Annotated in this window: 21 protein-coding genes; 12 read left to right on the top strand and 9 right to left on the bottom strand. The window is 67.8% G+C overall.

Features of this window, described 5'->3' with window-relative positions:
* Nucleotides 1-132: 132 nt before the first annotated feature.
* The 6 genes from VF536_RS06680 to VF536_RS06655 all read left to right on the top strand — a co-directional run bounded on the left by VF536_RS06680 (nucleotide 133) and on the right by VF536_RS06655 (nucleotide 7,921).
* Nucleotides 133-2,121 (top strand): RICIN domain-containing protein, encoded by a 1,989-nt coding sequence (locus tag VF536_RS06680; protein ID WP_331614034.1) that lies wholly within the window; start codon nucleotides 133-135, stop codon nucleotides 2,119-2,121.
* A gap of 70 nt (nucleotides 2,122-2,191) precedes the next feature.
* Nucleotides 2,192-3,289 carry a hypothetical protein gene (locus tag VF536_RS06675; RefSeq protein WP_331614033.1) on the top strand — a complete coding sequence of 366 codons (1,098 nt, stop codon included), beginning with the start codon at nucleotides 2,192-2,194 and terminating at the stop codon, nucleotides 3,287-3,289.
* Between the two features lie 111 nt (nucleotides 3,290-3,400).
* Entirely contained in the window at nucleotides 3,401-4,804 is a 1,404-nt protein-coding gene (locus VF536_RS06670) for a glycoside hydrolase family 30 protein (RefSeq protein WP_331614032.1), read from the top strand.
* Between the two features lie 34 nt (nucleotides 4,805-4,838).
* Nucleotides 4,839-5,720 carry an MOSC domain-containing protein gene (locus VF536_RS06665; protein ID WP_331614031.1) on the top strand — a complete coding sequence of 294 codons (882 nt, stop codon included), beginning with the start codon at nucleotides 4,839-4,841 and terminating at the stop codon, nucleotides 5,718-5,720.
* Entirely contained in the window at nucleotides 5,717-7,024 is a 1,308-nt protein-coding gene (locus tag VF536_RS06660) for an extracellular solute-binding protein (protein ID WP_331614030.1), read from the top strand. Before VF536_RS06665 ends, VF536_RS06660 begins: the two co-directional genes overlap by 4 nt.
* Nucleotides 7,025-7,051: 27 nt before the next feature.
* Nucleotides 7,052-7,921, top strand: coding sequence for a glycoside hydrolase family 16 protein (locus VF536_RS06655; protein ID WP_331614029.1), 870 nt, complete (start codon nucleotides 7,052-7,054; stop codon nucleotides 7,919-7,921).
* Between the two features lie 51 nt (nucleotides 7,922-7,972).
* Here VF536_RS06655 and VF536_RS06650 read toward each other — a convergent pair whose 3' ends face one another.
* From VF536_RS06650 to VF536_RS06635, 4 genes are all read right to left on the bottom strand, one after another.
* Nucleotides 7,973-8,335: a hypothetical protein gene (locus tag VF536_RS06650; RefSeq protein WP_331614028.1), complete on the bottom strand. Its 363-nt coding sequence runs from the start codon at nucleotides 8,333-8,335 to the stop codon at nucleotides 7,973-7,975.
* Complete coding sequence (locus VF536_RS06645; RefSeq protein WP_331614027.1) at nucleotides 8,332-8,685, bottom strand: helix-turn-helix transcriptional regulator; 354 nt, start codon at nucleotides 8,683-8,685, stop codon at nucleotides 8,332-8,334. The genes VF536_RS06650 and VF536_RS06645 overlap by 4 nt, the downstream gene beginning before the upstream one ends.
* A 19-nt stretch (nucleotides 8,686-8,704) precedes the next feature.
* Nucleotides 8,705-9,202, bottom strand: a complete 498-nt coding sequence (locus VF536_RS06640; RefSeq protein ID WP_331614026.1) for a hypothetical protein — start codon at nucleotides 9,200-9,202, stop codon at nucleotides 8,705-8,707.
* A gap of 146 nt (nucleotides 9,203-9,348) precedes the next feature.
* Complete coding sequence (locus VF536_RS06635; protein WP_331614025.1) at nucleotides 9,349-10,113, bottom strand: SDR family oxidoreductase; 765 nt, start codon at nucleotides 10,111-10,113, stop codon at nucleotides 9,349-9,351.
* Nucleotides 10,114-10,205: 92 nt separating this feature from the next.
* Here VF536_RS06635 and VF536_RS06630 point away from each other — a divergent pair, with 92 nt between their 5' ends.
* From VF536_RS06630 to VF536_RS06620, 3 genes are all read left to right on the top strand, one after another.
* A complete protein-coding gene (locus VF536_RS06630) occupies nucleotides 10,206-11,141 on the top strand; it encodes an AraC family transcriptional regulator (protein WP_331614024.1) in 936 nt (311 codons plus the stop codon).
* Nucleotides 11,128-12,036 (top strand): aromatic amino acid DMT transporter YddG, encoded by a 909-nt coding sequence (gene yddG / locus VF536_RS06625; RefSeq protein WP_331614023.1) that lies wholly within the window; start codon nucleotides 11,128-11,130, stop codon nucleotides 12,034-12,036. Before VF536_RS06630 ends, yddG begins: the two co-directional genes overlap by 14 nt.
* Nucleotides 12,037-12,198: 162 nt before the next feature.
* Nucleotides 12,199-12,612 carry a VOC family protein gene (locus VF536_RS06620; protein WP_088405058.1) on the top strand — a complete coding sequence of 138 codons (414 nt, stop codon included), beginning with the start codon at nucleotides 12,199-12,201 and terminating at the stop codon, nucleotides 12,610-12,612.
* 28 nt (nucleotides 12,613-12,640) lie between these two features.
* Here VF536_RS06620 and VF536_RS06615 read toward each other — a convergent pair whose 3' ends face one another.
* Together VF536_RS06615 and VF536_RS06610 are read right to left on the bottom strand one after the other, a co-directional pair.
* Nucleotides 12,641-12,943, bottom strand: coding sequence for a putative quinol monooxygenase (locus tag VF536_RS06615; protein ID WP_331614022.1), 303 nt, complete (start codon nucleotides 12,941-12,943; stop codon nucleotides 12,641-12,643).
* Entirely contained in the window at nucleotides 12,940-13,620 is a 681-nt protein-coding gene (locus tag VF536_RS06610) for a type 1 glutamine amidotransferase domain-containing protein (protein WP_331614021.1), read from the bottom strand. Before VF536_RS06610 ends, VF536_RS06615 begins: the two co-directional genes overlap by 4 nt.
* A gap of 152 nt (nucleotides 13,621-13,772) precedes the next feature.
* On the opposite strand from VF536_RS06610, the gene VF536_RS06605 reads away from it, so the two are divergent.
* Complete coding sequence (locus VF536_RS06605) at nucleotides 13,773-15,146, top strand: C13 family peptidase (RefSeq protein ID WP_331614020.1); 1,374 nt, start codon at nucleotides 13,773-13,775, stop codon at nucleotides 15,144-15,146.
* Nucleotides 15,147-15,157: 11 nt separating this feature from the next.
* Here the strand turns inward: VF536_RS06605 and VF536_RS06600 are convergent, their stop codons facing one another.
* Nucleotides 15,158-15,328, bottom strand: a complete 171-nt coding sequence (locus VF536_RS06600) for a hypothetical protein (protein ID WP_331614019.1) — start codon at nucleotides 15,326-15,328, stop codon at nucleotides 15,158-15,160.
* A 605-nt stretch (nucleotides 15,329-15,933) separates the two neighbouring features.
* On the opposite strand from VF536_RS06600, the gene fusA reads away from it, so the two are divergent.
* A complete protein-coding gene (gene fusA, locus VF536_RS06595; RefSeq protein WP_331614018.1) occupies nucleotides 15,934-17,985 on the top strand; it encodes an elongation factor G in 2,052 nt (683 codons plus the stop codon).
* Nucleotides 17,986-18,126: 141 nt separating this feature from the next.
* Here fusA and VF536_RS06590 read toward each other — a convergent pair whose 3' ends face one another.
* Together VF536_RS06590 and VF536_RS06585 are read right to left on the bottom strand one after the other, a co-directional pair.
* Complete coding sequence (locus VF536_RS06590; protein ID WP_331614017.1) at nucleotides 18,127-18,711, bottom strand: cohesin domain-containing protein; 585 nt, start codon at nucleotides 18,709-18,711, stop codon at nucleotides 18,127-18,129.
* An 8-nt stretch (nucleotides 18,712-18,719) separates the two neighbouring features.
* On the bottom strand, nucleotides 18,720-21,341 hold the full coding sequence (locus VF536_RS06585) for a phosphocholine-specific phospholipase C (protein ID WP_331614016.1): 2,622 nt from the start codon (nucleotides 21,339-21,341) through the stop codon (nucleotides 18,720-18,722).
* 339 nt (nucleotides 21,342-21,680) lie between these two features.
* On the opposite strand from VF536_RS06585, the gene VF536_RS06580 reads away from it, so the two are divergent.
* Nucleotides 21,681-21,806, top strand: a complete 126-nt coding sequence (locus VF536_RS06580) for a hypothetical protein (RefSeq protein WP_331614015.1) — start codon at nucleotides 21,681-21,683, stop codon at nucleotides 21,804-21,806.
* The last annotated feature ends 34 nt before the right edge of the window (nucleotides 21,807-21,840 follow it).

The following is a 21,840-nucleotide window of genomic DNA, read 5'->3' as shown; positions in this document are numbered from 1 at the left end:
GGATCGGCATCGATCCGGTGAAGACCTGACCCGGCGGCGGCCGCAGAGCCGCCCCAATCCCCTGACCGGCGCCGCTTACCTCGCCGATCGACGACAGCAACGCGGCCCGCGAGGCCGCACATGGAGACACGCATGAGCAAGTTCGCTTGGAGTGGGTGGCGCTGGCTGCTCGCGATGGTGATGGCGGCGACGGCCTTCGTCGCCGGGCCGTCGCAGGCGGCGGAGACGGTCCTGGGCAACCAGGACAGCTTCTATCCGCGGATGATCCGGCTGGCGGCCAGTGGCGGCGCCAACGGGCGCCTGATCGCGTCCTACGACCTCGGCGGCGCACAGTCGCTGATCTACGAGAGCACCAACCAGGGCGCGACCTGGACCCAGGTCGGCAGCGTCACGGTGCCCGAGCCCTGGCACTGCTGCAGCGGGATGTGGGAGGTGCCGCAGCAGCTCGGATCGACCGCACCGGGCACGCTCTTCTGGGCGACGACGACGCGCAACGGCAGCGCGTACTCGATCCGCATCTATCGCAGCACGGACGTCGGACGGACCTGGACCTCGCATGCGATCGCGGCGACCGGCAGCGTCGGCACCTGGGAGCCGGAGTTCTCCGTCGACAGCGCCGGCCGGCTGCTGATGTTCTATTCGAGCGAGGAGTACAAGTCCGGCGGCTTCAACCAACTGATCGCGCACAAGGTCTCGACCGACGGCGGCCTCACCTGGAGCGCGGACACGATCGACGTCGGCATCAGCGACAACGGCGACCTGCGCCCCGGCATGCCCATCGTGCGCAAGCTGCCCAACGGCAGCTACGTGATGAGCTACGAGATCTGCGGCTCGCGCAGCTGCGACGTGTATCTCCGGACCTCGTCCAACGGCAGCAGCTGGGGCACGGCGAGCAACATGGGCACGCGCGTCGAGTCGACGGCGGGCAACCATTTCTCACACGCGCCGACGGTGTCGTGGATGAACGACGGCAGCGCGCAGGGGCGCCTGCTGCTGATCGGCCAGATCGTGCGCCGCAACGCCGGCAACGCGATCAACGACGACGTCAACGGCCGCATCTACATGTTCAACACGAACGGCGGGGCAGGGCAGTGGACGGAGTCCGCCGCGCCGCTGGTGACGCCGAACACCGGCACCGATCCGTGCAGCAACTACAGCAGCCAGCTGCTGCCCTCTGCGGACGGGACGCGCGTGCTGCAGATGGCCAACATCGCCTGTCGCGTGCAGTTCGCGAGCGCGCCGCTGAACCACCCGGTCGCGGACGGCGTCTACCGTCTGGTGGCGAAGCACAGCGGGCAGGTGCTCGACGTGACGGGCTGCTCCACGGCGGCCGGCACGCAGATCGAGCAGTGGAGCTGGGTCGGCGGCGACTGCCAGCGCTGGCGCGTGACCAACACCGGCAACGGCGACTACACGCTCACGGCACAGCACAGCGGTCAGCAGCTCGATGTCGACGGCTGTTCGACGACCAACGGCGGCAAGGTGCAGACCTGGACGGCGGTCAACAACAACTGCCAGAAGTGGCGCATCGAGCCGGTCGGCGACGGCTACTTCCGCGTCATCAACAAGAACAGCAATCTGGTGCTGGACGTGGACGCGTGCTCGACGACGGCGGGGACCAAGGTCCAGCAATGGAGCTGGATCGGCGGCGACTGCCAGCGCTGGAAGTTCGAACGCGTCAGCCCGAACAGCGTCGCCAACGGCACCTACAAGGTGATCGCGAAGCACAGCGCTCAAGCGCTGGACGTGGCGGGCTGCTCGACCGCCGCCGGCGGCCTGGTGCAGCAGTGGCCCTACAGCGGCGCCAACTGCCAGCGCTGGAATGTCACCGCGACCTCGGACGGCTTCTACGAGCTGACCTCGGTGAACAGCGGTCTGAAGCTCGAAGTGCAGGACGCCTCGCTGGCGATGGGCGCGCAGGTGCGGCAGTGGACTTCCAACAACGCGGCCACGCAGCGCTGGGGCATCGAGAACGTCGGCGCCGGTTACTGGCGCTTCATCAACAAGAACAGCGGTCGCGTGCTCGACGTGGACGCATGTTCGACGACCAACGGCGCCAAGGTCCAGCAATGGGAATGGCTGGGCGGCGACTGCCAGCGATGGGCGATCTCGGCGCCGTGATGGCGCCTTGATGATGCGTTGAGAAACCATCGACCGGGATCGATTCAGCAGTGACAACAAGGAGAGAAACATGACACGAATCCGGGCGCTTGCGGGCGCGATCCTGGCGATGGCCGCGGTGGTGGCTTCGTGCGGTGCTTCGGCACAGACGGCGGCAACGGCCTTGCCGTCCTCGGCGCAGCCCGCCGTCGTGGCGAACCCGGCCCACACGGCCGGTCCGCCGAGCGCGGCCGCACTCGCGAAGACCGGCCCCGAGGCCTACCTCTTCGCTCACATGACCGACGCGCGCTACGGCGTGCTGCACTACGCGGTGAGCCTCGACGGCTTGCACTGGACCAAGCTCAACGGCGGCAAGGCCGTCAACGAGGAATACCACGGCCATCCGTCGATCGCCCAGGGCCCGGACGGGCGCTTCTATCTCGTCGGCAACAAGAGCGACGACGATCCGGACATCCGTTTCTGGGTCTCGGACGACCTGATCAAGTGGCAGGTGTTTGGTACGTACCGGCCGGACCTGTCGAAGGTCGCGGGCCTGCCCAACGCGATGCAGCGCATCGGCGCGCCGAAGATCTACTTCGACAAGCCGTCGAATCAGTTCGTCGTGCTGTGGCACACGGCGACGGTGCCCGGCGTGCCGGAGGACCCCGAACGCTACTGGTCGAGCCAGCGCACGCTCTACGCGCTGTCGCCGGACCTGAAGCGTTTCGACGCGCCGCCCAAGCGGCTGTTCAAGTGGGAGATCGCGACCATCGACACCTTCCTGATCGCGAATCCGGAAGGCGGCTACTGCGCGGTGATCAAGGACGAGCGTTATCCGTCCTACATCTGGACGACGGGCAAGACGATCCGCATGAGCTGCGCGCAGGAACTGCTCGGGCCGTATCCGGAGCCCGGTCCGGCGCTGAGTCCCGCGTTCCGCGAGGCGCCGACGCTGGTGCGCGCGCCCAACGGCGTCGACTGGTTGCTGTACTACGAGCAGTACGCGGGGAACGGCTATGGGCTGTCGATGGCGCCACGCCTGGAAGGCCCGTGGGTGGAGGTGTGGGGCAACTCCCGCCGCAAGGAATGGGACCGCTTCGAGATGCCCGCGCAGCTGCGCCACGGCTCGATGATGCCGATCACGAAGGCGCAGTACGAGGCGCTGCGGAAGGCGTACCCGGAGAAGTGACGCCGGCCTCCGGGCCATCCCTGAATTGACCGTCGCCGCGACTGCCTCTATGCTCTGATCATGAAAGCGCTTTCAAGCGCTGGCCTGACCAAGACAACAAAAGGTAGTTCGATGACGGAGACAACTTCAGCGGGCGCACGCGCGTCCCTGCAATGGACGCTGTCCGCCAAAGGCGCGGACCTGGCAAGCTCGACACGCCTGGCGACGCAGCCTGAACTCGCGCTTCAACCGGTGGCTCAATTGATGGCCGATGCCGCGATCGCCGGCATGCCCAAGCTGGTCGTCAACAGCGCCCGGCGCTTCCAGCGGATCGAGGGCTTCGGCGGCGCGTTCACCGAAGCCTCCGCGACCACCTGGCAGAAGCTGCCGCCCGCCGAGGCCAACGCACTGCTGCGCGCCTACTTCGATGTCAACGCGGGCCACGGCTACACGTTCAACCGCGTCCACATGAACAGCTGCGACTTCTCGCTGGGCAACTACGCGCATGCGGAAGTCCCGGGCGATGAGGCGCTGGCGCACTTCAACATCGACCGCGACCGCCGCGCGTTGCTGCCGATGATCCAGGCGGCGATGAAGGTCGCGCCCGGACCGATGAAGCTGCTGGTCTCGCCCTGGAGCCCGCCCGCGTGGATGAAGACCAACGGCGAGATGAACAACGGCGGCAAGCTGCTGCCGCAGTACGCGAAGGCCTGGGCGCAGTGCTACGTGAAGTTCATCCAGGCCTATGAGGCCGAAGGCGTGCCCGTCTGGGGCGTGTCCGTGCAGAACGAACCCGACGCCGTGCAACGCTGGGATTCCTGCGTCTACACCGCGGAGGAGGAACGCGACTTCGTCCGCGACCACCTCGGCCCCGCCTTGCATGCGGCCGGGCTGCAGCGCATCAAGGTCGTCATCTGGGACCACAACCGCGACCAGATGGTGCAGCGCGCGGACATCGTGTACTCGGACCCCGAGGCGTCGAAGTACGTCTGGGGCTGCGGCTTCCACTGGTACGTCGAGGACCATTTCGACCACGTCGGCCTGCTGCACGACGCGTATCCCGACAAGCAGCTGCTGTTCACCGAAGGCTGCCAGGAGGGCGGCCCGCACATCGGCTCGTGGAACACCGGCGAGCGCTACGGCCGCAGCATCCTCAACGACCTGAACCGCTGGACCGTGGGCTGGATCGACTGGAACCTGCTGCTCGACGAGACCGGTGGTCCGAACCATGTCGGCAACCTGTGCAGCGCGCCCATGCTCGCGGACCGCGAGCAGAACCGGCTGATGCCGCAGAGCTCGTACGACTATCTCGGCCACTTCAGCCGCTTCATCAAGCCGGGCGCCTTCCGCGTGCTGTGCTCGGCGAGCAGCCAGGACCTCGAATGCACCGCGGCCGTCAACGAGGACGGCAGCGTCGCCGTCGTCGTCATGAACCGCAGCGAGCGGGAACACCGCTTCTCGCTGCGCATCGACGGCCAGGCGGGCGTCGCGGCGCTGCCGCCGCGCTGCATCGCGACCTACGTGCTGCCGCGCTGAGGGCGACGTGGACCGGCACTCCGCCCTCGCCGCCATGGCCGCCATCCACGGCGATCGCTCGGGGACGTCCTCCGCGACGTCCTCCACGGCCTATGCCTGCGTCGAGGCGCTGTACGTGTATCCGGTGAAATCCTGCGCCGGCGTGCGCGTGTCCGACCTGCGCTTCGACGCGGACGGCCGGATCGTCGGCGACCGCGAATGGATCGTCGTCGATGCGCGCGGCGAGCTGGCCTGGCTCGGCTCGCATCCGAAGCTCGCGCTGGTGCAGCCGAAGCTGCTGGACGACGCGCTGCTGCTGCGCGCACAGGGGCAGCAACCGCTGCGCCTGTCGCGCGAAGCGGAGGGCGCATCGACTTACGCCCTGATCTGGAACCCGGAAGAACGCCGCATGGTGAGCCATCGCGGCCGGGATGCCGGCGCTGTGGCGGCGCAGTTCCTGCGCGAGGTCACCGGCGACGATCTCCGGCTGGTGAAGCTCGACCGGAGCGCGGCGCTGGCGACGGCGCCGAACGCGCTGCACGCGGTCTCCACGGGATCGGTGATCGAGCTCAACGAGCAGCTCGCCGCCCTGGATCGCGCCCGTGTCGACGTGCGTCGGCTGAGACCCAACCTCGTGCTGCGCGGCATGCAGGAGGCGCTGGTGCCGTTCGTCGAGGAACACCTCTTGCAGCTGGTCTGGCGGGACGGCGAGGGCTGGTGGCGTCGCATGACGCACGCGGCGCCCTGCGAGCGCTGCATCGTGCCCAACGTCGATCCGGACAGCGGCGAGGTGCAGGCCGGCGTGGACGCGGCGATCGCGGCGCTCAGCGCGCAGCGCTGGCCGGGACAGGCCTCGCGCTTCGGCGTCTACCTGCGGCCGCCGACCGGCGGCTCGATCAGCGAAGGCACGGTCATGACGATGGAGCTCGACTTTTGAGCGCGAACGACGGAGAGGGCGGTCGCATCCGCCAGGGATTGACCCGCCGCGGCATGCTCGCGGCGATGACGACGCCGGCGTGGTCCGGCATGCTCGTGGTGCCGGCGCTGGCGCAGACGCGCGAGGTGCTGACCATCGCGGCCTTCCCGCTGATGGACGAGATCGCGAAGGCGGCGATCCCCGCGTGGCAGGCGATGCATCCGGACGTGGAGCTGCGCATCCTGATGCGGCAGTACACGGACCACCACACGGCGATGACGACCGCGCTGTCGACGGCCGTGGGACTGCCCGACGTGATGGCGCTGGAATCGAGCTTCGTCGGCCGCTTCGCGCAGGGCGGCGGGCTGGAAGACCTGCGGCCGTCGCCGTTCGGCGTCGAGGCCTTCCGCCAGCGGCTCGTGCCGTATGCCTACGACCAGGCGGTCGCGCGCAGCGGCGCGGTGGTCGCGGTGCCCGCGGACATCGGGCCGGGCACCATGCTCTACCGCAAGGACATCCTCGAGCGCGCCGGGGTCGCGCCGGAGGAATTGACGAGCAGCTGGGACAACTACGTCGCGACCGGCGAGCGCATCAAGTCGCGCACCGGCGCCTACCTGATCGCCAACGTGCAGGAGATCAAGGACATCCTGATCGCCGACGGCCTGAAGCCGGGCGAGGGCATCTACTTCGACACCGAATCCCGCGTGCTGGTGAACTCGCCGCGCTTCGAGCGCGCGTTCGAGGTGTCGCTGCGGGCGCGGCAGAAGGGCCTCGACGCGAAGGTGCCGGCGTGGTCCAACGACTGGGGCGCGGGCTTCAAGCAAGGGCGTCTGGCGACCGAGCTGTCGGGCGCCTGGCTGGTCGGCCAGCTCAACGCCTTCATCGCGCCGGAGACCAGGGGCCTGTGGCGTGCGTCCTCGCTGCCCGGCGGCTCGCACGCGCCGTACGGCGGCACCTTCTACGCGATCGCGAGGAAGTCGGCGCCGTCGCGCAAGCTGCTCGCCTGGCGCTTCATCCAGATGATGACGCTGGACCCGCAGCGGCAGCTGCAGGCGTTCAAGTCCTACGATGCCTTCCCCGCGCTGCGGGACGTCCACGACGACCCGTTCTTCAGCGAGCCGGTGGACTTCCTCGGCGGGCAGCGCGCGCGGCTGCTGTGGCGAGACGACGCGCTGCGCATCACCGCGCTGCCGGTGCACAAGCAGGCCAAGTTCGCGGAGGAGGTCGTGCAGACCGAGCTCGACAAGGTGCTGCGCGGACAGAAGACGATCAAGGTGGCGCTGGCGGATGCCGAGCAGCTGCTGCAGCGGCGCGCGAAGCGCTGAATTCCAACAAGTACGGAGACCTGGTTCATGAAGCAACGACTGACGCGGCGCTGGGCCGCCGTGCCCCTGCTGGCGGCCTTGGCGATCGACGGCGGCGCGGCGTTCGCGCAGGCGCAGACCGCGACGGGGAAGGGCGGCGCCGCGACGGGTCCGATCGGACTGCCGGCGGGGTACACGCTGGTGTGGTCTGACGAATTCGACAAGGGCGCGCTGCCTGACGAGTCGAAGTGGGCCTACGACACCGGCATGAACAAGCAAGGCTGGCACAACCGGGAGAAGCAGTACTACTCGGGTCCCCGTGCGGAGAACGCCGCGCTGAAAGGCGGCCGGCTGGTGATCACGGCGCGCAAGGAGTCCTTGTCCGCGGCGCCCGACTGGGGCGGGCAGAAGTACACCTCCACGCGGCTGATCACCAAGGGCAAGGCCGAGTGGACCTACGGCTACTTCGAGATCCGCGCCAAGCTGCCCTGCGGCCAGGGCACGTGGCCGGCGATCTGGACGCTCGGCAGCCAGGGCGATTGGCCGGCGTCGGGGGAACTCGACATCCTCGAACACATGGGGCAGAAGCCGGACTGGGTCTTCAGCACGGTGCACACGACGTCGGGCCATGGCGGACACGGCGTCGGCGATGGCAGGAAGCTCGCCACGGCCTGCGGCGGGTTCCACAACTACCAGATGCTGTGGACGCCCAAGGAGATCCGCTTCGGCATCGACGGCCAGGTGCACGCGGCGTATCCGAACCTGGGCCAGGGAACGGCGCAATGGCCGTTCGACAAGCCGCAGTTCCTGATCCTCAACCTCGCGATCGGCGGCGACCTCGGCGGCGAGATCGACGACAAGATCTTCCCGATCGGGTACGAGGTCGAGTACGTGAAGGTGTATCAGATCCCTCGGTGAAGGGGCATGCAGCAGCCAAGGCGGCACAGGGCCGCTGGTGTTTTCTCCGTCCTACTTCCGGGGGGCGGTGCGGCGAGCGGAGGTCGATCGCCCTTTTGCCGTCCGTCTCGGCGTACCGTCCTTTGCTCCCGGCACGGAGTCGATGTCGCCGATGCCGAGCGTCAGAACATCCGCCGCAAGCGCCAACGATCGTGCCGCACCCACAGCGAATGAGGGGCTCTCGATCTGCAGAATGATGTCCTTGGCCATCTGCAATAGCGCGGTGGTTGGCATCGCAAACGACAGCACCGGTATTGGCGCATCAGATCGACTCTCGACGATGCCAAGAGTCAGCCGCGACACGAACGGGCCGAGAGACAGTTCCGCCGGTTGATCCGCGTAAAGCACTTGGTTGCCGTCCTGCTTCGTCTTCATGTTTGCTCCGGAACTTCTGCAGTGAACGGGGGGGCGTAGAGGTCGTCGGGAGAGAGGTGCTCGCGTTCTGAAGCAAGGACGGAATAGGGGACGAGCTTCAGCAGCAGGGCGCAGTCGAATGCGCGCGCCAGCTCCTTCAAGGTGTCCAGACTATGCGCACCGTAGTCCGGGTCCTCGAGTCGAGACACTGCGGACTGCTGCGTCCCCAGGGTTTCCGCAAGCCTCTTCTGGGAAAGGCCGCGACGTTCACGGTTGATCCTGATCTGCCATGCGATGCCTTGATCGACCGCCTCTTCCATGTACAGATCGCGGTACTCCTTGTCGCGCCATTCGCTGCGTTGCTGCAGCAATCCCGTCGCGCTCGATGGCTCAGTGCCGGATGGGGAAGTCGCCGGCAGCGCAAAACGCACAGCGGTCCCCGTACGGTTGGGTTCGCTTTTGAAACTGATCTGAACAATGGGCGCGGTGTCCTTGCGCCAGTTCTTGATAGTTTGCTGGGACATATTTGCCGTCCTTTTCGTGACCGACGAAGGTCATCACGAACGCTTTGTGAGGGTCGTGGAAGTGTCCGAAGACGCGGATCTGCATGCCGGTCTGGTCGGTGAAGCGTATCACGTATATGTGATCACCAATGTTGCTTGCCGGGGCTGGCTTGTGCCACTCGACTTTCGGCATCTGACGCAGTTGGTCCAGCGAACGGTCCATCTTGACGCGGACTTTTTTCTGGACGGTGTTCCTCCATTCGGAGATCACGGCGTTCTTTCCGTCGTGACGCTCGTGGTAATTCCAATTGATGCGGTCACGTGCTTCATCGGTGTTCGCTCGCGTGCTTGCGGCCAGGGGTAACGGGTGCTTCCTTGCGACCATGGATCTTCCTTGTGGTCACGCGATGATGGCCTGTGAAAAGAACGCAGCACAGACTGCTGAAGGGGGAGGCCTTGAAACGGAAATGGCCCCCATTAGGGGGCCATCCGCGCTTCACATTTCAGCGTGTGCAATGTTCTGTCGGGCGCTCATGAGCCGGTCAAGTTCGCCGACAGCGCCACCGCATCCGCCCCCGCCGGAATGCGCATCGGCGCCTGCGGATCCGTGACGGCGCGCCAGACGGCTTCGGCCACGTCCTGCGCGACGGTTACCGGCGTCGACAGGTCGCGCACCGCTGCGAAGACCTGGTCGCGGAACGCCACGTAAGCCTCGGGCACGTCGGGCCTCATCAGCTTGCGGGCGTTGTCGCCGAAGCTGGTGGTCGGCGAGCGGCCCGGCAGCACGAGGCGTGCGCGGATGTTGAAGGGCGCCAGCTCCAGTGCGAGCGACTCGGTGAACGCATTCACCGCCGCCTTGCTGCCGGTGTAGACCGACAGCAGCGGCAGCGACTTCAGCGTGACGCTCGACGTGACGTTCACCACCACGCCAGCGCGCCGCTCGCGGAACTGCGGCAGCACCGCCTGCGTCATCGCGATGGTGCCCAGCACGTTGGTCTCGTAGAGCGCGCGGGCGTTGACCATGTCGACGGCCTCCAGCGGCGCCAGCAGGCCGACGCCGGCGTTGTTCACCAGCGCATCGATGGGGCCGGCGTCCCAGAGGCATTGGCGGATGCTCTCGGCGTCGGTGACGTCCAGCGGCAGCACGCGCAGCGCCTCGGACTTCGGCAGCAGGTCCTCGCGCGGCGTGCGCATCGTCGCGACGACGCGCCAGCCCTGGTCGAGGAAGAAACGCGCCGTCTCGAGGCCGAAGCCGGACGAGCAGCCGGTGATCAGGACGGTGGAAGCACGGGACATCTGGAACTCCTGGTTGGGGAAGTCCGCACGATAGGGAGTGCGTCCAGGACTGACTACACTGTGAAGTCCAATCGTTTATCGAGATCGTCCAGATGATCGATCCGCTGGCGGAAGTCGTGTCGCTGCTGCGGCCGCAGGCGCCGTTCTCCAAGCTCGTCATCGCCTCCGCGCCCTGGGCCGTGCGACGCAGCGAGACCGGCCGGCCGTTCTACTTCGTCGCGCTCGAGGGATCGTGCCGCCTGACGATCGAAGGTCCCGCGCAAAGCCAGACGATCACGGTGCGCCAGGGAGATTTCGTCCTGCTGCCGGCCGCACGCAACTTCGCGACCTCCAGCCTGGACCGGCAGCCGCCGCGCGAGGACGAACCCGTCACCACGCCGATCGTGCCCATGCCCGGCGGCGCGCGCATCGGCGACCCGGACGGGAAGGTCGACATGCGGATGCTCGTCGGCAACTGCGTGCTCGGTTCGCCGGACGCGGAACTGCTGGTGTCGCTACTGCCGCAATGGGTCCATGTGCAAGGGGAGAGCCGCCTGTCGACGCTGGTCCAGCTGGTCGGCGACGAATCCCGCGCCGATCGGCCCGCGCGCGAGATCGTCATGTCGCGCCTGTTGGAAGTGCTCCTGATCGAGGCCTTCCGCGCGACGGCCAGCACGGCGCAGACGCCGGGCCTCGTGCGTGGCCTCGCCGATCCGAAACTGGCGCAGGCGCTGCGGCGCATGCACGGGGCGCCCGCGCTGCCGTGGACGGTGGTCGAGCTGGCGAAGGAGGCCTCGATGTCGCGCTCCGCCTTCTTCGAGCGCTTCAGCCGTGCGATCGGCGTCGCGCCCATGGCCTACCTGCTCGCGTGGCGCATGGCGCTGGCCAAACAATGGCTGCGGCAGCGCGAGCTGTCGATCGCGGAGATCGCCGAGCGCGTGGGCTACAGCGCCGTCGGTCCGTTCGGCGTGGCGTTCACGCGGCACGTGGGCATGCCGCCGGGTCGATTCGCCCGGCAGGCAAACGAAAGCATGAATGTCGACCTCTGATCGGGCCAAGTCTGTGTTGAACGGCGCCACGCTGCTGGGCCTGGTGGCCATCCTGTTCTGGAGCACCTCCGTCGGCGTCACGCGCAGCACGATCGAGTTCCTCGGCCGGACCGGCGCGCCGGCCGTCCTGTTCACCGTTTCCGCGCTGTTGCTCCTGCCGACGCGCACCTCGCTGCGCGAGCTGCCGCGCCGCTACCTGTGGCTGGGCGCCGCGCTGTTCGTCGGCTACGAGCTCTGCTTCGTCCTGGCGCTCGGCTTCGCGCGCTCGCGCCACGAGGCCATCGAGGTCGGCATGGTCAACTACCTCTGGCCCAGCCTCACGGTGCTGTGCTCCGCGATCGCGGGGCGCAAGCGGCTGAACGTGCTGATGCTGGGTGGACTGGCGCTGGCGTTCGCCGGCGTGATCTCGGCGTCCTCGCCGCCGGAGGGGCTGTCGCTCAGCCAGTTCTTCCACAACGCGGCGTCGAATCCGCTCAGCTACGGCCTGGCCTTCATCGGCGCCATCGTGTGGGCCCTCTACAGCACCTGCACCAAGCACATGGCCGAGGGCAAGAACGCGCTCTGGTTCTTCATGGCGCTGAGCGCGGTCGGCTTCTGGATCGTGCACGCGTTCAACGCGGTGCGGACGCCGATGAACTGGTCCGCGCACGTCGTCATCCAGGTCGCGCTGGCGAGCGCGGCGGTGACGCTGGCCTACATGCTGTGGAACATCGGCGTACTGCGCGGGAACATCCACCTGCTCGGCCTGGCGGCGAACGGGACGCCGCTGATGTCGGCGCTGTTCGCGTCGGTGCTGCTCAGCGCACCGCTGCCGCCGGTGTTCTGGGGCGGTGCGGCGATGGTGGCGGTGGGGTCGCTGATCGCGGGGATCGGGGCTAGAGCCGCGACGTCGTAGCCGACGCAACGCCTCGCCTAACCGATTCCTGCTGACGAGGGATGGCAGCAGGGCCTGCTGCCACGCGCATGCCACCTCGATTCCTACATTGGTGGGAGCCGATCGCCAGTCCTCTCCCCCGGAAGGCGGTAGGCCCAACCCCCAACACGTTCAGGAATCTCCATGTCCCTCACTGTCACCCCCCACCTCAACTTCCGCGCCCAGGCCCGCGAGGCGCTGAGCTTCTATCACGGCATCTTCGGCGGCGACCTGATGGCCGTGACCTATGGCGAGGCGCACGCCGCGCGCTCCGAGGCCGACACGGCCCTCCTGCTGTTCGGCCAGGTCGTCGCGCCCAACGGTTTCCGCGTCATGGCCTACGACGTGCCGACCGATCTGAGCTGGGACCGCGGCGACCGCGCCTTCCTCGTGTCCATCCAGAGCGGCGAGGCCGACGAGATCTCGGCCTTCTGGAAGCAGTTGGCCGAGGGCGCCTCGATCCTGCAGGATCTCGCGCCCTCGGCCTGGTCGCCGCTTTACGGCATGCTCACTGACAAGTTCGGCGTGACCTGGGCGTTGAGCGTCGCAACGTTCTGAGCCGGGCAACACCCGGCCCCGTGAAGGCTCAGGCCTTCGCCTGCAGCAGTTCCACCTGCCGACCGCTCAGCAGCGGCAGGATGCGCTGCACCACCAGCGTCTGGTAGTGGACCGAGGCGCGATGCGCCTCGATCGCGGCCTGGTCTGCATAGCGCTCCAGCAGGAGCAGCTCGCCCGGGGTGCCGATGTTCTGGAACGCCTCGTAGCCCTGGCAGCCGGGCTCGGCCAGCGATTGCTCGCGCAGCGTAGCGACCAGCCCCAGCACTTCCGGCAAGGTCTCCGGCGCCATCCGCCAGCGGGCCACGACCACGATCGGCGTGCCGGCGCTCATGCGACGTCCTTGTTCAGCGCGGCCACGATCTCCTTGGCCAGCGGCGCGCCGGACGCCGGGTTCTGGCCCGTCATCAGGCGGCCGTCGACGACGACCTTGGGCTGCCAGACGTCGGCCTTCTCGTAGATCGCGCCTTGCTCGACCAGCGCGCTCTCCAGCAGGAAGGGCACGTCGGCGATGGCGTAGCCTTCCTCCTCGGCATTCGAGAACGCGGCGACGCGACGTCCCTTCAGGAACGGCGTGCCGTCGGCGAAGGTCGCGCCGGCGAAGGCCACCGGGCCATGGCACACGGCGGAGACGATCTTGCCGCCGTTCCAGGCGCGGATCACGGCCTGCTTGACGTCGGGATCGGTCGCGATGTCGGCCATCGGGCCGAGGCCGCCGGGGAAGAAGATCGCGTCGTAATCCAGCACGTCGACCTCGGACAGCTTGCGGCTGCGCGACAGGCGGCGGAAGGCGGCGCTCTCGCGGAAGGCACGCTGCGCCGGGTCCGTCTCGTCATACGCATCCGAAGGCGGCGTGCCGCCGAGCGGCGACACAAAATCGACCGCCACGCCGGCGTGGTCGAATACCTCGAACGGATGCGCCACCTCGGCGAAGAAGTAACCGGTCGGGCGGTCGTTCGGACCGATGTGGGCGGTGTTGGTTAGGACGAAGAGGACATGCTTGACGGTCATGATGAGCTCCTTGGCGGTGCCCGCGTCGCGGGCGGATTCGAAGGTCGTCGCTCCCTTGGGGGAGAGGAATTTCGACGTCGCCAGGGAATGATGGGCGTTCGACTTCAATTCATGAAATTTATTCGATGGATATCAGTCATTCACATCGGAGCATGACTCCGGGAGCCGCCTGGCTCATCGAAGCCGCACGCGTGTTGAGCTTCCGCGCGCCGCGCTGGGAGCGGCTGGAGGGCGGACCGTGGACGCTGGTCGCGTTGGTGCTGCTGTCGCTGGCGGTCGGCCTGGGTCTGCAGCGAGAGGCGATCGACGGCGCCGCGACCTTCGAGTGGAGCGCGATCTACAAGAGCTGGAGCGGCACGGTCGTGTCCGTGTGGATCTGCTGGCTGCTGCTCGCCTCGGCCGGGCGGCGCGAGCCCGGTCCCGCCAACGTCGGCACGCTGGTGACGCTGCTGGTCGCCGTGACGCTGTTGCTGAACCTCGCCGACGGCGCCATGGCCAGACTCGCGCCAGCGGTGTTCGGCGCTTCTGACGCCTGGCCGGATTGGGCGCGCTGGGTCGCATGGCTCTTCCCGATGGTCTGGGAGGGGCTGGCGACTCTGCGTCTGTGGTGGCGGCTCACCGCCTCCGGCGTGGTGCGCGTCATCGCGCTCCTGCTCACGCCGCTGCCGATCGCGATCAGCGGCTGGCTCGATCCGATGTACTTCTGGTGGCCCGCGCGGTCCGCCGAGGCGGGCGCGGAGTACTCAGGACTGTCGCTGAGCGAAGAGGTCCTCGACAGGCAGTCGACGCTGATCGCGGAGACCTTGCGTGCGCTGCCGCCGTCCCAGCCGGGCCTGGTGAACGTCTACGCCGCCACCTATGCGCCGTATGCCTCCCAGGACGTGTTCATGCATGAGAGCGCCGTCGTCGCGAAGACGATGACCGAGCGCTTCGGCACGGACAGACGCACGGTTCAGCTCGTCACGAATGCGAAGTCGCAGGACACGATCCCCTGGGCGACGCGGCCGAACCTGCACCGGACGATCGCGCGCATCGGCGCCGTCATGGATCGCGAGAAGGACGTGCTGTTCCTGCACCTGACCTCGCACGGCGGTCGCGACGGTCTGCTCGCCACGGATTCGTATCCGCTGGAGACCGAGCCCATGACGCCCGAGCTGCTCAAGCAGTGGCTCGACGAGGCGGGGATCCGCTGGCGGGTGATCTCGATCTCGGCGTGTTTCTCCGGCAGCTGGATAGCACCGCTGGCCGACGACGGCACGCTGGTGATGACGGCGGCCGACGCGACGCACACCTCGTACGGGTGCGGCTCGAAGTCGCCACTGACCTTCTTCGGCCAGGCGATGTATGTCGACGCGCTGAAGGAGACCTGGTCCTTCCAGCAGGCGCATGCGCAGGCGCGCCAGCTGATCGAGGTCCGCGAGAAGGAAGCGGGGAAGACCGATGGCCACTCGAATCCGCAGATCGGTGAAGGCGCAGCGATCGGCGAGGTGCTGAAGCGCTTGGAGGCGCAGCAGCGGGGGCGTTGATGCGCTTCACGTCAGCGGAGGGAGTCGAGCACGATCATCAGGATCGTCAGCATGCTGCAGCAATAGAACATCGCAATTGCGACAGTGATTTCGAACTGAGCGCACAGCCAATGAAAGTCGGTCTTGAAGAGTAGGAGATCGGCCTTGCGGAGTAGGCGATCAGCCTCGGTTTCGTTTTCCATTCATCACCTCACTTTCAGCGAGTCATTGCGGAGATGCCAATCTACGCGTCCGGGCAGATCCTGGCACTGACTGCTTCTGAGGTTCATCGTTGCGATTCGACGCGGATGAGTAGTTGCCATTCGCATGAATGAGTGGGTACGGGAAGCCGCGGTCGAACGACCGCAACACCTGACCCCGAATGGAGTACGGTCATCGTGGCGGGCCATTGCACGAGCGCGCAGGTTCGCTCAAAATCACGTCCATCATGAAGACCTCCCAAGTGATCAAGGCGACTTTCGCCACCTGACGCGCCCTCCGATCGCATTCGGAAGGCGTGCGCGCCTTCCGGTCTTCATCAGAACCCCGGCAGGCCCAGCGCCCTCCGGGGTTTTCTGTTTTCCGCTTCCTGCTTTTCTGTTTCCCGCTCTCCGAGTTCAACCATGCGCACCCGCACCTACGACAAGCTGATCGCGACGATTCCCGTCCGCCGGACTTGCGTCCGCGCGCGCCCGCGCTCCGGCTCTCGATCCGGCATCCCGCCGCATCCCTCTCGACGCTAGCCCGCATCAGGTGAATCCGCCTGAGGGCAGCGTCTTGCCCTCAGATTTCGAAAGAAGGATTCACCATGAACTCGCTCCACACGATCCATAAGCCCCTGCGCAACCTCGGCGTCATCGCCCACGTCGACGCCGGCAAGACCACCACCACCGAACGCATCCTGTACTACACGGGCGAGAGCCATCGCATCGGCGACGTCAACGACGGCACCACCCGCATGGACTTCGATCCGCAGGAACGCCGCCGCGGCATCACGATCAACAGCGCCGCCGTGTCCGTCCAATGGAAGGGCACGCAACTCAACCTGATCGACACGCCCGGGCACATCGACTTCAACATCGAGGTCAACCGCTCGCTGCGCGTGCTCGACGGCGCGGTCGTGGTGTTCGACGGTGTCGCCGGCGTGGAGCCGCAGACCGAGACCAACTGGCGCCTCGCCGACAAGTACCGCGTGCCGCGCATCGCCTTCATCAACAAGCTCGACCGCGTCGGCGCAGACTTCCTGCGCGTCGTGGCCATGATGGAGGACCGTCTTGGCGCGACCGTGCTGCCGCTGCAGTTGCCGATCGGCGCGGAAGGCGACTTCCGCGGCGTCATCGATCTGATCGCGATGAAGGCGCTGGTCTGGGAACGCGACGACGCGAAGGCGCCGTTCGTGGAGTCGGACGTGCCCGCCGCCATGCTCGATCAGGCGCGCGCCCATCGCGCCCGCCTGATCGAGACCGTGGTCGAGCAGGACGACGTCGCGCTCGGCGCCTACCTCGACGGTCAGACGATCGACGAGGCCACGCTGCGCCGCTGCATCCGACGCGGCGTGCTGTCGGGCGCGTTCGTGCCGGCGCTCGCGGGCTCGGCGTTCCGCAACCGCGGCGTGGAGCCGCTGCTGGACGCGGTCGTCGACTACCTGCCGGCGCCCGAGGACATCCGTCGCGCCGACATCGACGTTGCGGAGAAGTCGCCGTCCGATCCGGACGGTCCCTTCGCCGCGCTCGCCTTCAAGGTCGCGGCCGACGGTCACGACACGATGGTCTTCGTGCGCGTCTATCGCGGACGTCTGCGGCGCGGCGACGCGGTGCTCGACGTCAACACCGGACGCATGGAACGCGTCGGGCGGCTCTACGAGATCCAGGCGGACGACCGCGTGGAACGCGACGAACTGCGCGCCGGCGACATCGCGGCGGTGATCGGCCTGAAGGAGACGCTGACCGGTCACACGCTGTGCGACCCGGCGAGCCCGTTGCATCTCGAGGAGATCAGCGTGCCCGAGCCCGTGATCGACGTGGCGATCGAGCCGAAGACGCGTGAGGACGTGGCGCAGCTGTCGAAGGCGCTGCAGGCCATGCTGCGCGAGGATCCCAGCCTGCGGATGCGGTTCGACGCCGAGACCGGGCAGACCATCCTCTCCGGCATGGGCGAGCTGCAGCTGGAGGTCTCGATCGAGAAGCTGCGCGCGCGTCACGGTGTCGAGGTGCAGGTCGGCCGTCCGCAGGTGGCGTATCGAGAAACGCTCGGTCGGGCGGTGGACGTGCATCACGTGCACCGGAAGCAGACCGGCGGCCCCGGGCAGTTCGCCGAGGTCGTGCTGCGCTTCGAGCCGCTGGCGCGCGGCGAGGGTGTGCGTTTCGAGAGCCGTGTCGTCGGCGGTGCGATTCCCCGCGAGTTCATTCCCGCGGTGGAGGCGGGCATCCGGCGCGCGGCGCTCAGCGGCGTGATCGCGGGCTTCCCGTGCGTGGACTTCCAGGTCACGCTCCTCGACGGCGGCTTCCATGAGCGCGATTCGTCAGCGATGGCGTTCGAGCTCGCGGCGGCGAATGCGACGCGCGAGGCCTTTGGAAAGGCCGATGCGCAGCTGCTGGAGCCGGTGATGGCGGTCGAGGTGGTCACGCCGGCCGAGTCGCTCGGCGATTGCATCGGCGATCTGAATCGCCGGCGCGGTCTGGTGCGTGGTCAGCAGCTTCGCGGTACCGCGATCGTCGTCGACGCGCAGGTGCCGCTGAGCGAGATGTTCGGCTACATCGGCAGCCTGCGTGCGCTCTCGTCGGGCCGGGCGTCGTTCTCGATGCAGTTCGAGCGTCACGAACTGGCCCCGAGGAAGGTCCGCGAGGCCGTGGTCCAGTGATCGACTGACGGTCGCGCGGCAGTCGTCCGACAGCCATCCGGCCGTTATCCGGCCTTCGTTCTATCGCCGCCTGAAGAGGCGGCCCCAGGGAGCCCGCAGTCGCGGGCTCCCTTTTTTCGTCGGTGCGAGGTCAGTGCGAGGTCAGTGCGAAGGCTTGCGACGACGCGTCGTGAAGCCCAGGGCGCCCAGGCCCAGCGCCGCCAGCAGCGCGGAGGCCGGCTCCGGCACGGCGGACACCGCCAGGTTCAGCGACGCGTTGAGCGGCTGCACGTCGCTCCACAGGTAGCTCAAGCCGTGGTTCAGGTTGCCGGCATCGGTGATCAGGCCGATCTGCGCGAGGCCGCCCTGCAGCGCGTCGAAGTGCAGCGTGCCCAGCAGCAGCGAGGTCTGGCCGCTGTTGGCGACGCCGGGGAAGCTCGATCCGCCGAAGGTGCCGGCGCCCAGCCACGGGCTGTCGTCGTCCCAGCCGGCGGCGGCGGTGAAGCTGCTGAATGAGAGCTTGCTCGTGTCGTAGCTGAGGCGGAAGCCGAAGGACAGCAGCTCCTCATCCGACGGCAGACCGCCGAACGGATCGACGAGGCTGATGAGCAGGTCCACGCCTTCGCCGACCTTGGCCGGACCGGCGGCGGTGAGCGAGACGGTGGCGGCATGGGCGGCCGGGGCGACTAGCGAGGCGATCGCCAGCGCAGCGGCAGCGAAGAGGGGCTTGAGGGTCATCGGGGTCATGAGGGTTCTCACAGGGTGCTGAAGAGCTGGTACCAGACGCGGTAGTCCGCTTGCGTGATGCACTTGTCGCCGTCCATGTCGGCCAGCGGCTCGAAGCGTGCGTCGCCGGCGCAACTGCCGATGGCGTTGCGCAGCGTGTCGCGGTCGGCGGCGGTGACGGCGCCGTCGGCGTTCACGTCGCCGTTCTTGCGGATGCGGACCGGCAGGCGCGCTGCGGCTTCGCCGTAGCCGTCGTTGAGGAACAAGCCGAGGAAGTAGTCGCCCTCCGGCTGACCGGCCAGCGCGAACACCTGCGATCCCGACGGGCTGGCCACGTAGTTCCACTTCAGCGAGCCGGGGCCGCCGGGCGTCATGCCGACGCGGTAGAGACCGATCCAGTTCGTCGTGCTCGTCGGCAGGCCGGTCCAGGTCAGCGACACGTTGCCGCCGATGCGCACGCGGTCGACGTCGGCCTTGAAGGTGGCCGTCGGCGTGCTGGGCGGCAGCACCGGCGGCGCGTTCCACGTGACCTGCGCGAGGCCGTTCAGCACCGGATCGGTGAAGTCGAGGCCCGCGCCTTCGACGTGGCCGGCCAGGCGGCGCTGGAAGGCGTTGTCGCCGTCGACGGTGACGAGCAGGTCGTACCAGCCGTAGCTGGCCGTGACCGCGCGGACATGGTCGCGACTGGAGCCGGCCGGCACGTCGACCGTCACGACGGTCTTGTCGCCGTAGGCGTTGTCGACGATGCGGAAGCGCATGGCCTGCGTGCTCGCGTTGCGCAGCGTCAGCGTGATGCTCGCGGTCGCCGGCTGCTCCTTCAGGCTGGTCGCGGCCAGACGGCCGATGCCGTCGAAGCTCATGCGGAACTCGCGCAGGAAGCCGTTGTCGCCGTGCACGGCCAGCTGCAGCGCAGCGCTGCTCCAGTTCCAGACTTCCTGGTCGATGCGCTTGCCCGGCTCGACGGTGTAGTGCCACGGGCCGTCGGTGCGCAGCGTCGAGTAGACGATGAACGCGGCGGTGACGCTGCCTTCGTTGGCGAAGCTCAGCGCGAACTGCTTCGCATTGGTCGCGGCGATGCCCTCGACGCTCGAGCGGTACGGCAGCGGCGCCGCGCGGCGCGGGATGCCGCTGGCGGCCTTCTCCTGGCGCGGCAGGCTCTGGTTGGCCGGCGGCAGCGCGTCCTTGGTGCCCCAGCCCTTGAAGTACACGGCGTTGGCCGGCACCGAGGACGGGAATTCGGCGCCGCCGGACTTGAAGTCGAAGGCGCTGGTCATGTCACCGCAGACCGCGCGGCGCCACGGCGAGATGCCGTTGCACTGCACGCTGTTGCGCGGGTAGCCGAGCGCGACGAGCCATTCCTCGGTGAAGCGGATCAGCGAGGTGTGGTCGAACAGCTGCGAGCAGACGCGGCCGCCCTTGGTCCACGGCGAGATCACCATGGTCGGCACGCGCGGGCCGAGGCCGATCGGCTGGCTGCTGGCGATTTCGCCCTGCGTGGCGTTGGCCATCGTCGTGCGGCCGCGGTCGCTGTTCAGCGGCGCCATCACCGACGGCATGTGGTCGAAGAAGCCGTCGTTCTCGTCGTAGGTCAGGATCAGCGCGGTCTTGGACCAGACCTCGGGCGTCTGCACCAGCGCCTGCAGCAGGTGCGCGGTGAAGTTCTCACCGGCGTTGGGCGTGTCGTCGGGGTGCTCGCAGTATTCGGTCGGCGCGCAGATGTAGGACACGCGCGGCAGGTTGCCGCTGCGCACGTCGGCGGCGAACTGGTCGATCAGCCACTGGCCGGTCGTGCCCGGCGCGTTGGCCTGCGTCGAGCCTGCGGCCAGCGCGCGGCCCTTGCGGTACAGCGGCGAGGCGCTGGTCAGCTTCTGCCCGTTGGCGTCGGTGCGGAAGTTCTTGAAGTACTGGAGGTAGTTGTCGCCGTAGTTGTCCCACTCCTGGTAGACCTTCCAGCTCACGCCGGCGGTTTCCAGGGTCTCGGCGTAGGTCAGCCACTCGTTGCCCTTGGCGGCGGGGTTGTCGTTGGCGATGTCGCCGTTGTAGGTGCCGTTGGTGACGTTGTAGAGCTTGGAGTCCGAGATGCCGGTCACGACCGCGTTGCTGTGGCCGGTGAGGGCGTAGAAGCGGTTGGGGTCGGTGGGTCCGAAGATCGAGCAGTGGTACGCGTCGCAGACGGTGAACGCGTCGGCGAGGGCGTAGTAGAACGGCAGGTCGCTGCGGTCGAAGTAGCCCATGGTGCGGGACGACTTCTTGGGCACCCAGACGTTCCAGTCCTTCCAGGTGGTCTCGGTGCCTTTCCAGCTGTGGTCCAGGCCGACGCGCAGCGCGTTGGTGTTGCGGATGTCGAAGTGGTAGGGCAGCACCTGCGAGCCGAGGGCGGTGCCGGGCTGCATCCAGACGGGCTGGCCGGAAGGCAGTGCGATGGGGCGCGGATCGCTGTAGCCGCGCACGCCGGCGAGCGTGCCGAAGTAGTGGTCGAAGGAGCGGTTCTCCTGCATCAGGATGACCACGTGCTCGATGTCGGCGAGGGTGCCGGTGGCGTTGTTGGCGGGTGTGGCGAGCGCCTGGCGGATGGTCTGCGCGAAGGAATGGCTGCTCGCCATGCCGGCGACGGCGGCCGTCAGGAAGGACCGGCGGGATGTCGTGCTCATGAAGCTTCACCTGGGAGGTCGTGAAGCGCGTGATTTTTTTCGCGGAGGAAGTCAGCAGCGTGAAGGGCGGACGTAGCGCGCGGCGTGGGCGCCACCATGGGTGCGAGCAGCGGAGGCGGCGTCTTCCTTAGAGGATGACGGCGAAGAGTCCGAGGGGCCGCCGGGCAGCGAGGCGCGCGGCATGGCGCTGATCGTCCTGTTGAACGGCAGCGTCGGGGCGCTCATCGTCGGGGTGGTGGGGCTGGGGCTGGGGCTGGGGCTGGGGCTGGGGCGGGGGTTTTGCGTGCTGAGCTTGATGCAGTTGCGGAAGTGCGCGCTCGGCGGGCGCCCAGCAGGCCCATGCGGGCCAAGCTCTCGCCGGTCGCCGCGACCGCTTCGGCCTCGCTGCGCGGTTGCCAGCCGAGCGCGGTCCTGGCCTTGCGGTTGGAGACGTGCTTCACCTTGCCGAGTTCCGGCAGCAACTGACGCAGTTCGGGTCTGAAGCGGGCGACGAGGCGCA

Origin of the sequence: Roseateles sp., from assembly GCF_036486225.1 — a bacterium.
In the GTDB taxonomy this organism is placed as follows: domain Bacteria; phylum Pseudomonadota; class Gammaproteobacteria; order Burkholderiales; family Burkholderiaceae_C; genus Roseateles.
The sequence above is the reverse complement of the archived record's forward strand: the minus strand, read 5'-3'. Positions and strand labels throughout refer to the sequence as shown.

Coding starts and splice junctions, on each gene's coding strand:
- VF536_RS06680 (WP_331614034.1), top strand. CDS start 133: ATGAGCAAGTTCGCTTGGAGTGGGTGGCGCTGGCTGCTCGCGATGGTG.
- VF536_RS06675 (WP_331614033.1), top strand. CDS start 2,192: ATGACACGAATCCGGGCGCTTGCGGGCGCGATCCTGGCGATGGCCGCG.
- VF536_RS06670 (WP_331614032.1), top strand. CDS start 3,401: ATGACGGAGACAACTTCAGCGGGCGCACGCGCGTCCCTGCAATGGACG.
- VF536_RS06665 (WP_331614031.1), top strand. CDS start 4,839: ATGGCCGCCATCCACGGCGATCGCTCGGGGACGTCCTCCGCGACGTCC.
- VF536_RS06655 (WP_331614029.1), top strand. CDS start 7,052: ATGAAGCAACGACTGACGCGGCGCTGGGCCGCCGTGCCCCTGCTGGCG.
- VF536_RS06650 (WP_331614028.1), bottom strand. CDS start 8,335: ATGAAGACGAAGCAGGACGGCAACCAAGTGCTTTACGCGGATCAACCG.
- VF536_RS06640 (WP_331614026.1), bottom strand. CDS start 9,202: ATGGTCGCAAGGAAGCACCCGTTACCCCTGGCCGCAAGCACGCGAGCG.
- VF536_RS06635 (WP_331614025.1), bottom strand. CDS start 10,113: ATGTCCCGTGCTTCCACCGTCCTGATCACCGGCTGCTCGTCCGGCTTC.
- VF536_RS06630 (WP_331614024.1), top strand. CDS start 10,206: ATGATCGATCCGCTGGCGGAAGTCGTGTCGCTGCTGCGGCCGCAGGCG.
- yddG (WP_331614023.1), top strand. CDS start 11,128: ATGTCGACCTCTGATCGGGCCAAGTCTGTGTTGAACGGCGCCACGCTG.
- VF536_RS06620 (WP_088405058.1), top strand. CDS start 12,199: ATGTCCCTCACTGTCACCCCCCACCTCAACTTCCGCGCCCAGGCCCGC.
- VF536_RS06615 (WP_331614022.1), bottom strand. CDS start 12,943: ATGAGCGCCGGCACGCCGATCGTGGTCGTGGCCCGCTGGCGGATGGCG.
- VF536_RS06610 (WP_331614021.1), bottom strand. CDS start 13,620: ATGACCGTCAAGCATGTCCTCTTCGTCCTAACCAACACCGCCCACATC.
- VF536_RS06605 (WP_331614020.1), top strand. CDS start 13,773: ATGACTCCGGGAGCCGCCTGGCTCATCGAAGCCGCACGCGTGTTGAGC.
- VF536_RS06600 (WP_331614019.1), bottom strand. CDS start 15,328: ATGGAAAACGAAACCGAGGCTGATCGCCTACTCCGCAAGGCCGATCTC.
- fusA (WP_331614018.1), top strand. CDS start 15,934: ATGAACTCGCTCCACACGATCCATAAGCCCCTGCGCAACCTCGGCGTC.
- VF536_RS06590 (WP_331614017.1), bottom strand. CDS start 18,711: ATGACCCCGATGACCCTCAAGCCCCTCTTCGCTGCCGCTGCGCTGGCG.
- VF536_RS06585 (WP_331614016.1), bottom strand. CDS start 21,341: ATGAGCACGACATCCCGCCGGTCCTTCCTGACGGCCGCCGTCGCCGGC.
- VF536_RS06580 (WP_331614015.1), top strand. CDS start 21,681: ATGCGGGCCAAGCTCTCGCCGGTCGCCGCGACCGCTTCGGCCTCGCTG.